This window comes from Rhodococcus sp. WY5 (assembly GCF_018588185.1).
In the GTDB taxonomy this organism is placed as follows: domain Bacteria; phylum Actinomycetota; class Actinomycetes; order Mycobacteriales; family Mycobacteriaceae; genus Rhodococcus_F; species Rhodococcus_F qingshengii.
Genome location: NZ_JAAMPR010000001.1, coordinates 3,172,396 through 3,188,293 on the forward strand (window position 1 = coordinate 3,172,396; position 15,898 = coordinate 3,188,293).

Sequence of the window (15,898 nt, forward strand, 5' to 3'; positions counted from 1 at the left end):
CGAAACCCGCTGGGAGGGTGGATCTGTCGTAAAAGCACCCCCGGTATGTCGTCGTGTCTATACTCTATCCGCTAAACTGCTGGTCAAATGAGTGATATTGAGCGTGACCCCGAACCCCCAACATTTGCCGACCTCGACATCGATGATCGGGTACTGAAGGCACTGTCAGACGTGGGCTACGAGTCGCCCTCGCCCATTCAGGCTGCCACCATTCCGCCGCTGCTCGAAGGCAAGGACGTCGTCGGTCTCGCACAGACCGGTACCGGCAAGACCGCAGCCTTCGCAGTTCCAGTCCTGTCGCGGATCGACACGTCGATCAAGCAGACCCAGGCGCTGGTGCTTGCTCCCACGCGTGAGCTGGCGCTTCAGGTTGCCGAGGCATTCGGCAAGTACTCCGCGCACATCCCCGGACTCAACGTGCTGCCGATCTACGGTGGCCAGAGCTACGGCGTCCAGCTGTCGGGCCTGCGCCGCGGCGCACACGTCGTCGTCGGTACCCCGGGTCGTGTCATCGACCATCTCGAAAAGGGCACCCTGGATCTGACCAATCTCAAGTACCTCGTTCTCGACGAGGCCGACGAGATGCTCAAGATGGGGTTCCAGGAGGACGTCGAGCGCATCCTCCGCGACACCCCCGGCGACAAGCAGGTCGCTCTGTTCTCGGCAACGATGCCCGGCTCGATTCGCCGGATCTCGAAGCAGTACCTGAACAATCCGGTCGAGATCACCGTCAAGTCCAAGACGTCGACCGCCTCGAACATCACGCAGCGCTACATTCAGGTTGCTCATCAGCGCAAGCTCGATGCACTGACCCGAGTCCTCGAGGTCGAGGCATTCGAGGCGATGATCATCTTCGTCCGTACCAAGCAGGCCACCGAAGACCTGGCGGAGAAGCTGCGGGCCCGCGGGCACTCGGCTGCCGCGATCAACGGCGACATCGTCCAGGCACAGCGTGAGCGGACCATCGGTCAGCTCAAGAACGGCGCCCTCGACATCCTCGTCGCGACCGACGTTGCCGCTCGAGGCCTCGACGTGGATCGAATCTCCCACGTCGTCAACTACGACATCCCGCATGACACGGAGTCGTACGTCCACCGCATCGGTCGTACCGGCCGCGCCGGTCGTCAGGGTGACGCGTTGCTGTTCGTCGCCCCGCGTGAGCGTCATCTGCTCAAGTCCATCGAGAAGGCGACCCGTCAGCCGCTTGCGGAGATGCAGCTTCCCAGTGTCGACGACGTCAACGCCCAGCGCGTGGCCAAGTTCGGTGACTCCATCACCGAGAGCCTGGCCTCGGAGAATCTCGCGATGTTCCGCAAGATGATCGAGGACTACGACCAGGAACACGACGTTCCGCTCATCGACATCGCTGCCGCTCTGGCGTTGCAGTCGCGCGACGGCGAAGCATTCTTGCTTTCTCCCGAGCCGCCGGCACCGCCGCGTCGTGAGCGCGAGCCTCGTGAACCACGTCCTCCCCGTCGTTTCGACGATGGCCCGGCCCCGCGCTCGCGTGGGCCCGAGGGCCAGGAGCTGGCCGCGTACCGCATTGCAGTCGGAAAGCGTCACCGCGTCGTTCCGGGTGCCATCGTCGGTGCCATCGCCAACGAGGGTGGGCTTCGTCGAAGCGACTTCGGGCACATCAGCATTCGCCCGGATCACAGCATCGTCGAGCTGCCGGCCGACCTCTCCAACGAGACTCTCGAAGCTTTGCGTCGCACACGTATCTCCGGCGTCCTGATCCAGCTGCAGCCTGATTTCGGGCCGCCGCAGGGACGTCCGAGTGGCCGTGGCGACCGTGGTGGCCGGGACGATCGTGGTGGACGTGACGACCGCCGCGGTGGCGGACGCGATCGCTACAACGACTGACCTACAGTTTCAACGACTGTCATGAAGACTGAAACAGGCGCTGCCCTCCGCGAGGAGGACAGCGCCTGTTTTCTGTGTGGGGGCAAGGCGCTGCGCGGTATCAGATCGGCGTCGGTGCGAGGGCGCCGTTCTTCCGGGCGTTGGTGTCGAACTGCGTGCGGTACAACTCGGCGTAGCGGCCGCCGCGCGCGAGCAGTTCCTCATGGTTGCCGCGCTCGACGATCTGGCCTGCCTCGACGACAAGGATCAGGTCCGCGGAACGGATCGTCGACAATCGGTGAGCGATCACCACCGCAGTCCGCCCGGCGAGTGCTTCGCCGAGTGCTTCCTGAACCGCAGCTTCCGACGTCGAGTCGAGATGCGCGGTGGCCTCGTCCAAGATGACGACGCGAGGTTGGGCCAGGAGCAGGCGTGCGATGGTCAGGCGTTGACGCTCGCCGCCCGAGAGGCGGTAACCGCGTTCACCCACCACCGTCTCCAATCCGTCGGGCAGCGACGCAACCAGGTCGGTGAGCCGTGCGCGCTCCAGAACCTCACGCAGATCTTCTTCGGTGGCATCCGGTCGCGCAAGGAGCAGGTTGGATCGAAGGCTCTCGTGGAACAGGTGCCCGTCCTGCGTGACCATGCCGACGGTCTCCCGGATGGAATCGGCACTGAGGTCGCGGACGTCGACGCCGCCCAACTCGACCGAACCGGAGTCGATGTCGTAGAGGCGCGGAATCATCTGCGCCACGGTCGACTTTCCGGCACCGGACGTGCCGACCAAGGCGACCATCTGTCCTGCTTCGGTGCGGAACGACAGGTCGTGCAACACGTCCTCGCCGCCGCGGGTGTCGAGGATCGCGACTTCCTCCAGGGACGCGAGAGACACCTTGTCCGCGGATGGGTAAGCAAAAGTGACGTTCTTGAACTCGACGGACACCGGGCCCTGCGGCACCGTGCGTGCATCGGGCTTCTCGGTGATGAGCGGCGCCAGATCGAGAATCTCGAATACCCGCTCGAAGCTGACCAGGGCGCTCATGACGTCCACCCGGGCGCTGGCCAGTGCGGTCAACGGCGAGTACAGCCGCGTCAACAACAATGCCATCGCCACGACGGCGCCTGCGTCCAACTGTCCGCGCAGCGCGTAGAAACCGCCGAGTCCGTAGACGAGGGCAAGAGCAAGGGCCGAGACCAGCGTCAGCGCTGTGACGAAGACGGACTGCAGCATTGCGGTCCGGACTCCGATGTTGCGCACACGCCTGGCGCGAACCGCGAACTCCGCAGATTCTTGCGACGGGCGGCCGAACAGCTTGACCAGAGTCGCGCCGGGAGCGGAGAACCGCTCCGTCATCTGGGTGCTCATGAGCGAATTATGGTTGGCTGCTTCACGATTGAGTGCTGCAAGTTTTGCGCCCATGCGCCGTGCGGGGATGACGAAGATCGGGAGAAGTAGCAGCGCGAGGACGGTGATCTGCCAGGAGATCCCGAGCATGACGATCAGCGTGATCACCAGGGTGACCAGATTGCTGACCACTCCGGACAAGGTGTCGCTGAAGGCGCGCTGAGCGCCGATGACGTCGTTGTTGAGACGGCTGACCAGTGCTCCGGTTCGAGTTCTGGTGAAGAACGCGATGGGCATCTTCTGGACGTGATCGAAGACGGTGGTGCGCAGATGCAGGATCAGGTCTTCGCCGATGCTGGCCGAGAGCCACCGGGTCAACAGTCCCAGAGCGGCTTCGAGAAGTGCAACCAGTGCGATCAGGGCGGCAAGTTTGACGACCACGTCGACGGCGTCGCCGCCGACTATCGCGTTGACCACGCGCCCGGCCAGGACAGGTGTTGCCACGGCAAGCGCAGCAGTGACGACACTCAGTACGAGGTACCTGCTGAGGTTGCGTTTCTGTGGAACTGCGAACGTCGCGATCCGCTTCAGTGTCGCCTTCGAGAACGGGCGCCGATCTTCTTGCGCGTGCATCGCGTTGTACATCGCGTTCCACGCGGTGACTTCCATACTCATGACTTCGCCCCTCCGGTCGCCGGCCACGAAGATTACGTGGCCGGTACGACACGAAGGTAGAACCTCAACCAAACTTCAGGTCAAGTGCGGCCTCAGCGGGCCACGTCGACCACCACGCGAGGAGGGTCGCTGAGCGTCGTGACCGTGAACGGCTGCTTCTCGGTCACGCCGATGAACGACTGCGTGACTCCCTCGAAGACGTTGGACCCGTTGACCTCGGTCACGACTCCGCCGACGCCGGGGACCGGGTTGGGGCCGGAGTACTGCTCGACTCCGCTGTCGAAGGGATATGCGGAACCGTCGATCAGGACCTGGATCACTGCGGCACCCTTGATGTCCACGGGCTTACCGCTGCCTTCCTGCGTCGCCGCGTCGACGTACTTGACGCGCCAACCGGGTGTGCCGGTTCCGCCCATTTCGTAGACGACACGATCGAATCCGTCGTGCTCGCCCACTCGGATGTCGACGACGGTGAGCTTGGATTCGGTGCCCGCAGCCGACGTCTTGTCGGAGCTGTCCGTCGGGACTGGTTCTGTGGTCGACGCTGCTGCACTCGAGGTCGAGGTCGAGGTGACGGCCGAGGTGGCTGCCGTGGGAGTGGTCTCCGCGTCCTGCGAACAGGCAGTCAGGCTCACGCCCACTGCGATGGCAGCGACAGCGGCAAATGATCTCGTCCGGTTCGTTGTCATGACTCGATCGTAGGGCTCGCGTTATCGGGATCCGCGGCGGCGGTGCCCGGAGTTACCTAACCGATATCGCCGTCGACATAGAGCCACTTACCCTCTGTTCGCGCAAATCGACTGCGTTCGTGGAGCATTCCCCGCTCGCGTCCGAATGTGTAGTGAGCGCGAAATTCCACGACGCCGTCGGAATCGAACAGCCCGCCCCGTTCGGTGTCCAGGATCTCCAACCGGAGCCATTTCTGGTCGGGGTCGAGATCGAGTTGGGCTGGGCGATGGTCGGGATGCCAAGTCTGCGTGAGATATTCGACGTCCATCACAGCGAAAGCCGTGTAACGCGAACGCATCAGGGTTTCGGCGGTCGGTGCGTGCGCTACTCCGCTGATGTACTTGCCGCAGCATTCGGCCAACGCGTTGCCGCTGCCGCACGGGCACGGATCGGTCGGATTGGGTGTGGTGGGGCGGCGCGAAGTCACCGCCCCATTACAGCACGCGAACTCAGACCAGTTTGTGTTCGCGGTTGTCCCAGTACGGTTTGCGGAGGTCGCGTTTGAGGATCTTTCCGGTGGGATTGCGGGGAAGAATCTCGACGACGTCGATACTGGTCGGGCACTTGAACTTTGCGAGGCGTTCCTGTGTATAGGTGATCAGTTCGGCTTCGTCGATCTGCGCTTCGGCAGTGAGAACCACGACAGCCTTGACGGTTTCACCCCAACGGTCGTCGGGAACGCCGATGACCGCGACCTCGGCGATTGCCGGATGCTCCACCAGTACTCGTTCGATCTCGGGGGAGTAGACGTTCTCGCCGCCGGTGATGATCATGTCCTTGAGGCGGTCCTCGATGAAGACGAAGCCGCCGGAGTCGGCGCGGCCCATGTCGCCGCTACGTAGCCACCCGTCTGCGGTAATCGTTTCGGCCGTCGCCTCAGGCTTGCCCAGGTATCCGGGTGTGCACTGTTCGGATCGCCACCACAGTTCACCGGTCGTTCCGGTGGGCACGTCCGCGAGCGTGACGGGGTCCACCACGCGCATCTCGACGCCGGGGATCGCCGTACCTGCTGATGCCATGCGCTCGACCTGCGACTCGTCGCGGTGAACGTCCGGCATCAACGCGGTAATGACGCCTGCCATTTCGGTCATGCCGTAGACCTGCACGAATTCGGTGTCCGGCCACGCTGCGAGTGCCGCGCGCAACAGTGGGAGCGGCATGGGGGCGGCGCCGTAGGTGATGCGTTTGAATGCTTTGAAGGCGGCGACCGCCTGCTCGCCTGCGGCCAGGACTCCGGCAATGACCGGTGGGACGAGAAAGGCGATGTTGGCTCCGGCGGCGAGACCGGCGAAGATCGACGGTCCGTCGGCTTCTCTCGTGAAGTAACAGCGGCCACCGGTGTGAATTGCCATGATGGCGTAGCACGTTCCGCCGACGTGGAACATCGGCATCGCGATCAAGAATCGGTGATCCTCGTGGGCCGGCAGGATTTCGAGGACATTGTTGCTGTGCGCGAACAGGTTTCGATGCGTGAGCTGGACACCTTTGGGGCGACCGGTCGTCCCGGAACTGTAGAGAACCAGAGCGGTGGCATCGGGGCTCACCTCGGGGCGGGAGTGCAGCGGTGTGACCTCGTCGATCCACGGCTCGAATTCGTCGTGTTCACCGCCGACGGCGAAGATCGATTCGACGGCCGTCAAGCGGTCTCGCATGGCGACGACCTGGGGGAGTAGTTCGCTGCCGACGAACAGAATGCGAGCGCCACAGTCCGCGAGGACGTAATCCAGCTCTTCGCTCGAAAGTCGCCAGTTGGGAACGACATTCGCGGCGCCGAGCAGTGAGGCGGCGTAGGTGACTTCGAGACAGGACAGATGATTCTTGTCGACGAACGCGACAGTGTCGCCGGCACCGATGCCTGATTCGGCGAGGGCGGCGGCGATACGCAAGATGCGGTCCCGCCACTGAGCCCACGTGAATTCGGTCCCTTGGAAGGTCATCGCTGCTTGATCAGGCTTGACCGTCGCCCAGTGCTCTAGCCGATCGAAAATGATTCCAGCGGTGGCGTCGGACATTCGGCCGCCTCTCTCGTGTGATTGGTGTCACAAGGTTAATGTGCGCCCGGTCTTCGTATCGCTGTTTCCAGTCAATGCGCACAAGCAGGAGGGGTCGCATTCCCCCGACCCTGACCGGCTCGGCCGCAGATATCAGGGTGGTCCCCGATGGCGGGCGCGCCCGCCACCCGACAGGATGGAACCAACCATTGCGGGCGTCCGGGTTTTCACGGGCGCCCGTCACGCCCGCAAAGTAGCACCGAAGTGAACAGGAAAGGCGATCATGAGTTCGCACGCCCAGGATGTCGCGGCCCGCGCAGTCGGCCTGTCCAAGACCTACGGCACCGGAGATACCCAGGTGCACGCCCTCAGTTCGGTGTCCGCAGATTTCGCCCGCGGTGAGTTCACGGCGATCATGGGGCCGTCCGGTTCCGGTAAGTCGACGCTGATGCATTGCCTCGCCGGTCTGGATTCCGCCAGTTCGGGTTCCGTTCTCATCGGTGACACGGAACTCACGACGCTTTCCGACAAACAGATGACCCAATTGCGACGCGATCGCATCGGTTTCGTTTTCCAGGCGTTCAACCTGGTGCCGACCCTGACGGCGCTCGAGAACATCACGTTGCCGCTCGACATCGCGGGACGCAAAGCGGACCCGACCTGGCTGAACAGCGTCCTGACCAAGCTGGGTCTCGGGGATCGCCTCGATCACCGGCCGGGAGAGCTCTCGGGTGGTCAGCAGCAGCGTGTGGCGTGTGCGCGTGCGCTGGCGGGTCAGCCGGAGATCATCTTCGGCGACGAGCCGACCGGAAACCTCGATTCGAAGTCCTCCGGGGAGGTGCTCTCGATCCTGCGGGCGGCCGTGGACGAGTTCAACCAGACCGTGGTGATCGTGACGCACGATCCGCGGGCAGCGGCGTACGCCGATCGAGTCGTGTTCCTCGCGGACGGCAAGATCGTCGACGAATTGCGTGAGCCGACGGCGGATTCGGTCCTTGATCGTATGAAGCGGCTCGACGCTCCGCAGGCGGTCGTGAACGTGGAAGCCGGGGCTTGAGCACATGGCTTCGGTAAGTAACTCGCCGATGCGCAAGGTTTCCCTGCGCAACCTGGCGGCACACAAGGTGCGACTTGCGCTGACGGTTCTCTCCGTGGTGCTCGGCACGGCTTTTGTCGCGGGGTCGTTCGTTTTCACCGACACCCTCCAGAAGACTTTCGATTCGATCTTCGAGAACACCGCCCAGGGCGTCGACGTCCGGGTATCGATGGAAGAGCGCAACACCAGTGGCGTTCCGGTCGAGGATGTCGACAAACTTGCCGCAGTCGACGGTGTCCGAGCGGTAGCCCCGGCCGTCAGTGGACAGATCGTCCTGATCAACGCAGACGGCGGCGCTGTTCAGACCGGCGGCGCGCCGAGTATCGGTCAGTCCTACCTACCGCCGGGCCAGGCGATTGCCGAACCCGACACCTTCGTCGAGGGCGCGCCTCCGACGCAGACCGGTCAGGTCGCGCTGAACACCAGCGCCGCCGAGCGAGCCGGACTGAAGGTGGGGGACTCCGCCAAGGTTCTGGCACCGGCCCGCGGAATCGTGGACGTGACGTTGTCCGGTATCTACGAGGGGGCGGGCAGTGACACCGGCGGGTTCATCGGCGCGCTCTTCACCGACGAGCAGGCCCGTGGACTCTTCACCGACGGCCAACACGTCGAGTACATCGACGTCGCCGGCGACGGGGTGTCGCAGACGGAACTGCAGCAACGCGTCGAGCAGGTTTTCCCCGATCTCAAGGTGCAGACCGGCGACCAGGTTCGTGAGGAGACCAAGGCCGAGGTCGACTCGGCGCTGAGCTTCATCAACTACTTCCTGTTGGCGTTCGGCGCGATTGCTCTGCTCGTCGGAACGTTCATCATCTACAACACCTTCTCGATGATCGTGGCGCAGCGTCTTCGTGAGCTGGCGCTGCTGCGTGCGATCGGTGCGAGCCGAGCGCAGGTCGGCCGTTCGGTGGTCACCGAGGCGCTCGTGGTCGGACTCATCGGCAGCATCATCGGTCTGCTCGGCGGTATCGGTCTCGCCTACGGATTGCGCAGTCTGCTCAACACATTCGACGTCGGTCTGCCGGAAGGCCCGCTCCAGGTGGGTGCCCGCACGATCATCGTCGCGTTGGTGGTCGGCGTCGTCGTCACGACGCTCAGCGCCTACGCCCCGGCTCGTCGTGCGTCGAAGATCCCGCCGGTGGCGGCCATGCGTGAGGAGTTCGCCTCCACCGGCGACTCACTGCGAGTGCGGACGTTGATCGGTGCGATTCTCGGCGTGATCGGTGTGGCACTGCTCGTGTTCGGCTCTCGCGGTACCGGCGGCGGCGCGGCGCTGATCGTAGGCCTCGGTGCGTTCTCGTTGATCATCGCGGTGCTTCTCGGGGCTCCCGCGCTGTCGCGGCCGATCGTCGGCGCGCTCGGTGCCGTGTTCGCCAAGCCGTTCGGTGCCATCGGGCGATTGGCTCGTACCAATGCGGTGCGCAATCCCCGTCGCACGGCCGCAACGGCATTCGCGTTGACTCTCGGTCTGATGCTGGTGACGGTCATCGGAGTGTTCGGTTCCTCGGCCAAGGCGAGCATCAATGCTCTTGTCGACGTGGGTGTTTCGGCCGACTACATCCTGACCGGTCCCAACGCGATCGGCGTGCCGCGAGGTGCGGCCGACGCGGTCCGACAAGTGCCCGATGTGCAGAGCGCGACGTCGTTGCACGGAGTGCGTGCGAAGGTCGACGGTGAGGACGAGCAGGGCGCTTCGTTCGACGGCCCGATCGAAGGCGTGCTCGAGTACAAGATCCTCGAGGGCACGGTCGATCTGACCGGCAACAACATGCTCGTCTCGAAGTCGACTGCGGATGACAAGGGCTGGACTGTGGGCTCGACCCAGACGTTGACCGGTCCTGGCGGCGTCGAGTACCAGACCGTTGTCGCGGGAGTGTTCGAGGACAACCAGCTGATCGGCTCGTGGATCGTCTCGGACGAGGCGTACAGGAAGCTGATGCCGGCCGAGAGTCTGCCGGACTTCGTGGTGCTGGTGAAGGCGAAGCCTGGCGCGGATCTGACAACGCTGCGATCCGAGCTCGAAACGGCCACGGAGAAGTACGTCGTCGTCCAGGTGCAGGATCGTGAGGAGTTCAAGGGAACTCAGGGCCAGCAGATCAACACGTTGTTGGCGATCCTCTACGGACTGCTTGCACTCGCGGTCGTGATCGCAATCCTGGGCATCATCAACACCCTGGCACTCTCGGTGGTCGAGCGGCGACGAGAAATCGGAATGCTGCGAGCTGTCGGCATGCAGCGAGGACAGATGCGACGCACGATCTACCTCGAGTCGGTCCTCATCGCGGTGTACGGCGCGGCGGTCGGAGTTGTTCTCGGCATCGCGTTCGGTTGGGCCTTCGTGAGCACTCTCGCGGATCAGGGCCTCGACAAGATCACGATCCCGTGGGGTCAGGTGGTCGGAATGCTGATCGGCTCGGGTGTGGTGGGTGTCTTGGCGGCGCTGTGGCCGGCCAACCGAGCGGCCAAGACGAAGCCGCTCGAGGCGATTGCAGACATGTAGGGCCTTCGGCCCCCGTGCGCACTTTTGGTAGCGGAAGCAGCCGAAAGTGCGCACGGTACCGTTGCCACATGAGCACCCTTCAAGAAGTCGGCGAACGTGAATCCTGGCGCTGCTGGCTGTGTGACGAACCGGTCGATCCCGACATGTCCGTCAATGATCCGCGCGGCCCGAGTATCGACAGCATCAACACCGCAAAAAAGGGTGGCAAGACCAAAGGTGGCGTCGAACGCTTGGCGCACCGCGCATGCAACACCAAGAAGGGTGCGGTCAAACCTGTTGTGGAATGGCCGGATCGGCTGTTCGTCGTGGATCCCGCTCCGATCGTCGGGGTCGTGGAGCAGCTCGAGCGAAAGGGTGGCCGCGTCGCCGTCGCTCGCTGCCCCGGCAAGGACGACGCCCAGGAAGCGTCGGATTGGTTGATCGATCGGTTGTCGCGTCTGGCTCCCGCGTTGAATGTCGAAACAAGTATCGACGCCGCGGGCGGGGGTTACCTGTTGGTCCTGAAAACCGTGTAGGAGGTCGGCCCTGAGTGCCGTCTTTTGCGGTACCTGTTCCGCCTCCATAGCTGTCGGGGTACGGTCGAACCGAACATGAATCCGGTTTCGAGTGCGAAGGAATCCCGATGAACCTGGCATTGACCGACGAGGAACTAGCGTTCCGCGACGAGATGCGGACGTTCTTCCGTACGCAAATCCCCGCGGACATCAGGGAGGCGTACGCCCACGGCGAGGAGTTGGGGCGCGACCGTATGGTCGAGGCGCAGCAGATCCTCAACGCTCACGGTCTGGCGGTACCGCACTGGCCGGTCGAGTGGGGCGGCAAGGACTGGACCCCGGTCCAGCACAACATCTGGCTCGACGAACTGCAGCTTGCGTCGGTTCCCGAACCTTTGGCGTTCAACGCCAACATGGTCGGTCCGGTCATCGCGGCCTTCGGCTCGCAGGAGCAGAAGGAGAAGTTCCTTCCGGCGACTGCGAACCTCGACATCTGGTGGTGCCAGGGATTCTCCGAACCCGAGGCCGGTTCCGATCTCGCTTCGCTCAAGACCCGTGCGGTCCGCGACGGCGACGACTGGGTCATCAATGGTCAGAAGACCTGGACGACGCTGGGACAGTACGCCGACTGGATCTTCTGCCTGGTGCGCACCAATCCCGATGCGCCCAAGCGTCAGGCCGGCATCTCGTTCATCCTTGTCGATCTGAAGACGCCTGGCGTCACGGTCCGCCCGATCAAGCTGATCGACGGCGGCTACGAGGTCAACGAAGTGTTCTTCGAGGACGTCCGCGTTCCGGGAGAGAACCTGGTCGGTGAAGAGAACCAGGGCTGGGGCTACGCCAAGTTCCTGCTCGGCAACGAGCGAACCGGTGTCACCCGCGTCGGGTTCTCGAAGGTTCGTCTGGCCCAGGCCAAGGCCCGCGCTGCCGAGGTCAAGGTCGGCAACGGAACACTGCTCGAAGATCCGCTCTTCGCTGCTCGCCTCGCCGAACTCGAAAACGAATTGCTTGCCCTCGAGCTCACTCAGCTCCGGGTGGTAGCCAGTTCCGCTGACGGCCAGCCGAACCCGGCGTCGTCGCTGCTCAAGCTTCGTGGCTCCGAATTGCAGCAGGCGAGCGTCGAACTGCTGATGGACGTGGCCGGCCCTGATTCACTGCCGTACGACGCGGGCAGCGACATCGCCTCCGCGAGCTGGGCGCAGCACACTGCCCCGACGTACCTGAACTACCGCAAGGTATCCATCTACAGCGGATCGAGCGAAGTGCAGCGCAGCATCATCGCCTCCTCGATCCTCGGATTGTGAGGCGTGGCATGGACTTCGAACTCAACGACGAACAAAAACTTCTCCGCGACACCACCAAGGATCTCCTCGCGCGTAGCTACGACGCCGAGAAGCGCAACACGATCATCGACTCCGATCCCGGGTGGAGCCCGCAGGTCTGGAAGCAGTTGGCCGAGGTCGGCTTGCTCGGCCTGACATTCTCCGAGGACGACGGCGGCATGGACGCCGGCCCAGTGGAAATCGGCGCGGTCATGACCGAGATCGGTCGACGCTTGGCACCCGAGCCACTACTCGACGCGGTCGTGACGCCGGGCGGCCTCATCTCCGAAGGTGGCAGTGCAGAGCAGCGTTCGTCGATTCTTCCCGGAGTGGCCGAGGGCACCACGTTCCTCGCGTTCGCCGACCAGGAACCCGGAATCCGTTGGCCGGCAACCGAACGGGCCACCGCGGCGGCCCAGGTCGACGGCGGCTGGACCATCACCGGTATCAAGAATCCCGTCGGCCACGGCGCGACGGCGGACATCTTGGTCGTGAGCGCTGCGCTCCCCGGCGGTGGCGTCGGACTGTTCCTCGTCAAGAGCGATGCCTCCGGTTTGGTACGCAAGTCCTACGCCACTCACGACGGGTTGCGCGGGGCGCAGATCGAGTTCACCGATACGCCGGCCGAAGCACTCGGTGAGGGCGGTGACGCTACTGCTCTGATCCAGGCCGCGCAGATCCGTGAGCAGGCCGCGCTGTGCGCCGAGGCTGTCGGAGCGATGGAAGAGGCGCTACGCCTGACCACCGAATACCTCAAGACGCGTAAGCAATTCGGGGTTCCCCTCGCAAAGTTCCAGACACTGACACACCGCGCCGCCGACCTGTACGTCTCGCTCGAGTTGGCACGCAGCATGAGTCTGTACGCAACGATGTCCCTTGCCGACGGCGTCGTCGATCCAGTGATCGCTTCGCGGGTGAAGTTGCAGATCGGGCGTTCGGCTCGGCTCATCGGCCAGGAGGCGATCCAGATGCATGGTGGTATCGGTATGACCGCAGAGTACCCGGTGGGGCACTACGTGAGCCGACTCGTCGCCATCGAGCACACCCTCGGCAGCACCGAAGATCACCTTCGGGTGTTGGCCGCCGGTGTGGCTGATCACGAGATGGTCAGCGTGGTCTGATCTTTCACGAACGACGAAGGGGCCGCATTCCGTTCCAAGGATGCGGCCCCTTCGTCGTTCAGCGGTGATTGCGCAGGACGTCCAAGCGGAGTCGGCGCTGCTCGATGTTGACGGCGCTGTCGGTGAATGCGTGTTGCCACCCGGGGTCACTCGTTCGGGCCGCCGCGTCCTGCAGAAGCGGTACGGCGTCGAAAGGGAAGCGCGCCTGCACGCTTCGCAGGGTGGAAAAGTGACTGTGACGCGAGTGGATGCCCAAGTCCTCACCCGTCACAGCATGCTCCATCGCTTCGTTCTCCAAGGCATTCAACAACTTTTCGGCGACGGCCAGGGGCCATGGGCGGTCGATGCCGTCGAGTAGTGCGCTGCCGTCGACGCCCAGAAGGTACTCGTCCGCGTGGCCGGCAACGATGTACTCGACGCGCTCGCGTGGGTCCGCGATGGCGACGATTCTCCGGTCGGTCGTGCGCCCGTCCCGCTCCAGAAATGCCGACGCCCACGCGGTGTTCTTCTGGAGAACGGTTGCGGCAATCCATGATTCGATCATCACCGCGCGCCATTGCTTCTCGATGGGGATGGTGAGGGCCTCGCGTGGCGAACCGGCCATAGATTCCCACAGCGTCAGCGGAGTGGCGGTCACGACTTGCCGTAACCACCAGCGCCGGATGCCCTTGTTCTTGTAGTGGACGTCTTCGATGCCGTCACGAAATGCGAGGTCGTCGAGCGAGCCGGGCAATCGGACGGCAAGGCGCGGCCGCAAGGGCTTCGTCTCGAGCCGCACCCAGGACCGAGCCCGAGTGACCATTCGAGAGGCAAACGGAGATCGGGGGAGTTGCCGTAGTAGTTGAATTGCACGCTCACGGACCCGCACGGCTGGATCGTCGAGTGCACGCTCGAGGAGCGCGTAGTCGTGTTCACCCAGCCCGACGTCGAGATGGTCGAGGAAGTGCAGCCGGCTTGCCGTGGCCTCGTCGTCCCAAGCGATCTCGAGCTCTTCGCTCGCCAGTTCCGGGTCGACCGTACGTATGTAATCGAACCAGGCCGTACGGTCGTCCGGATCGGGCGAAAGCCACAGCTCGTCCCGGCGTGATCCGATTCGTCGTAGCTGGGCCCAATCCGGGTTCTGCTCCGCCAGGTACTGCCCGCGTCGACCGGCGAGGCGAAGTAGCGCCTCGCGGTGCTCGGGATACTTCAGCGCGGCTTCCATGAAGAGCGGGACACTGGCCGCGGGCGCGAGGAATCCGCGTTGGTCGGCCATCGCGAACCATTCCGCGAGAGTCCATGAACGTACTTGCAACAAGGACTGAAGTTGTTCGATCGCGAGGTCGGGAAGCAGCGGTTGAACTGCTGGATCAGTCTTCGATGCGCGCGAGTTACCTGCGTGCGCGTCTGATCGCAGGGAGGTCACCCGCCTACGGTATGGCAGGGGTGCGTCGAGCTGGGTCGCAGGGGTCGGGCGCGTGTCGGCAGATTCTGGAACAGTGGTAACCGGCACCCAGCAGGAGGCGTGAGATGACGGATGGCCGTGAGATGAGAGACGGAACTGACGACGTCTTTGTCGTGGCATCGGTGACCGAACGGCGAACGCTCATCTCCACCCGAGTGAGGGAGTGGTGTGCGGCGGGAACCGTCGAGTCGAACCGGCCGGAGTTGTCCGATGATGTCGCGCTGCTGATTGCCGGGGGGTATGGGGACGAGTCGACGCGATCGATCCTGGCGAACCGGCGCAGTGTCGGACGTTCGTTCCCGGAGATCGGCGGCTTCTCGGAGTTGCGGTATCTCACCGACGAGCTGGCCCGCACCAGACGTCGACTGCTCGCGACTCGCATCGGTCCTGTTCAGGTTGTCCTCGAACGACGGGTGCAGGCGCTCGAGAAGCGCGTTCAGTCGATGCGATCGGCGATCGTGCATTCCAATCGTCACTTCGCGAGCAGTGTCCGTGCCATCCGCAAGGACCGGCGCGACGGCCTGCATCTCGACGTCGAGCAACGCGAGGCTCTCGTTGCCGGGCTCACCCGTACACCGGTTCCAGCCAAGCTGCCGGTGGGGCTCGGTGTCGTGGCCAGCAGTGGAAACGCAGCACTCGACAAACTCGCCGCCCAGTTCGGGAAGGTCCAGGGAACCGGTGTCATCGCCGATGCCGGAAGGCGCATCGCGGAAGTCCTCGACGGACTGGTCGATTCAGAACCCGAGGGACGCGCCGGTGAGTACGACGCCTTGCTTTACCTCGCCGGGAATCTGTTCGACCGGATCGAAAGCTCCAGCGCGTGGCATTCCGACCACTTCGTCATTCAACGTAACCAACTCGACCTGGCCGACGAGATCACCCAGATCGCGGTCGACACCGTCGCGCTGCGTTCGATTCTTGCGGAGTTGGACGACGCGGCTGCACTGGCACGCGACGAGGGAACCCGAGCCGGAATCGCTTCGCGCAGGGAAGCGCTCGGCGCGGTCTGGGACCAGCTGGTCGAGCGCGTCGCGGCCCTCGCGCGGATCGGTGACCTGGTCGCACGGGCCGAGGATCAGTTGAGTTCGCAGCGCGCGGTTGCGCATGCAGCGAGCCTCGACAGCCGGATCGACGACCTACTTGCGCGCTCGGGATCACGTGAACTTTCGGCTGCAAACACGCACTACGTCGGGGATCAATTCGACGGTGTGGAAGAGCTGATGTTCGCTCACCGGGCGGCGCTTTACGGGGACATTGCACTGCTGACCTCTGGGAACGAGCGTCGGGCGCCGTAGTCAGGCCGTCGCCGGAGCTGTAAGGTCGGGGGTACTGACCGGCC

Annotated in this window: 12 protein-coding genes; 7 read left to right on the forward strand and 5 right to left on the reverse strand. The window is 64.0% G+C overall.

What is annotated here, in order from left to right:
- Positions 1-87 precede the first annotated feature (87 nt).
- A complete protein-coding gene (locus G4D79_RS14930; RefSeq protein WP_003945121.1) occupies positions 88-1,863 on the forward strand; it encodes a DEAD/DEAH box helicase in 1,776 nt (591 codons plus the stop codon).
- A gap of 100 nt (positions 1,864-1,963) precedes the next feature.
- Here G4D79_RS14930 and G4D79_RS14935 read toward each other — a convergent pair whose 3' ends face one another.
- The 4 genes from G4D79_RS14935 to G4D79_RS14950 form a co-directional block, all read right to left on the reverse strand.
- Positions 1,964-3,862, reverse strand: a complete 1,899-nt coding sequence (locus G4D79_RS14935) for an ABC transporter ATP-binding protein (RefSeq protein WP_099697866.1) — start codon at positions 3,860-3,862, stop codon at positions 1,964-1,966.
- Positions 3,863-3,954: 92 nt separating this feature from the next.
- Entirely contained in the window at positions 3,955-4,551 is a 597-nt protein-coding gene (locus G4D79_RS14940; protein ID WP_007736169.1) for a hypothetical protein, read from the reverse strand.
- Positions 4,552-4,607: 56 nt separating this feature from the next.
- A complete protein-coding gene (locus G4D79_RS14945; RefSeq protein WP_099697867.1) occupies positions 4,608-5,018 on the reverse strand; it encodes a YchJ family protein in 411 nt (136 codons plus the stop codon).
- Between the two features lie 22 nt (positions 5,019-5,040).
- The gene (locus G4D79_RS14950) at positions 5,041-6,603 is read right to left on the reverse strand and encodes a long-chain-fatty-acid--CoA ligase (protein ID WP_099697868.1); all 1,563 of its coding nucleotides are present in this window, start codon (positions 6,601-6,603) and stop codon (positions 5,041-5,043) included.
- Between the two features lie 262 nt (positions 6,604-6,865).
- Here G4D79_RS14950 and G4D79_RS14955 point away from each other — a divergent pair, with 262 nt between their 5' ends.
- From G4D79_RS14955 to G4D79_RS14975, 5 genes are all read left to right on the forward strand, one after another.
- Positions 6,866-7,639, forward strand: coding sequence for an ABC transporter ATP-binding protein (locus G4D79_RS14955; protein ID WP_003945134.1), 774 nt, complete (start codon positions 6,866-6,868; stop codon positions 7,637-7,639).
- Positions 7,640-7,643: 4 nt separating this feature from the next.
- Positions 7,644-10,178: an ABC transporter permease gene (locus G4D79_RS14960; RefSeq protein ID WP_019749299.1), complete on the forward strand. Its 2,535-nt coding sequence runs from the start codon at positions 7,644-7,646 to the stop codon at positions 10,176-10,178.
- A 68-nt stretch (positions 10,179-10,246) separates the two neighbouring features.
- Complete coding sequence (locus G4D79_RS14965) at positions 10,247-10,693, forward strand: hypothetical protein (RefSeq protein WP_030536910.1); 447 nt, start codon at positions 10,247-10,249, stop codon at positions 10,691-10,693.
- A 107-nt stretch (positions 10,694-10,800) separates the two neighbouring features.
- The gene (locus G4D79_RS14970) at positions 10,801-11,976 is read left to right on the forward strand and encodes an acyl-CoA dehydrogenase family protein (protein WP_007736177.1); all 1,176 of its coding nucleotides are present in this window, start codon (positions 10,801-10,803) and stop codon (positions 11,974-11,976) included.
- 8 nt (positions 11,977-11,984) lie between these two features.
- Positions 11,985-13,115 carry an acyl-CoA dehydrogenase family protein gene (locus G4D79_RS14975; protein ID WP_099697869.1) on the forward strand — a complete coding sequence of 377 codons (1,131 nt, stop codon included), beginning with the start codon at positions 11,985-11,987 and terminating at the stop codon, positions 13,113-13,115.
- Between the two features lie 58 nt (positions 13,116-13,173).
- Here G4D79_RS14975 and G4D79_RS14980 read toward each other — a convergent pair whose 3' ends face one another.
- Positions 13,174-14,520 carry a DUF5691 domain-containing protein gene (locus G4D79_RS14980; RefSeq protein WP_099697870.1) on the reverse strand — a complete coding sequence of 449 codons (1,347 nt, stop codon included), beginning with the start codon at positions 14,518-14,520 and terminating at the stop codon, positions 13,174-13,176.
- 104 nt (positions 14,521-14,624) lie between these two features.
- Between G4D79_RS14980 and G4D79_RS14985 the strand changes: the two genes are divergently transcribed.
- Positions 14,625-15,854, forward strand: coding sequence for a hypothetical protein (locus G4D79_RS14985; RefSeq protein ID WP_099697871.1), 1,230 nt, complete (start codon positions 14,625-14,627; stop codon positions 15,852-15,854).
- Positions 15,855-15,898: the final 44 nt, after the last annotated feature.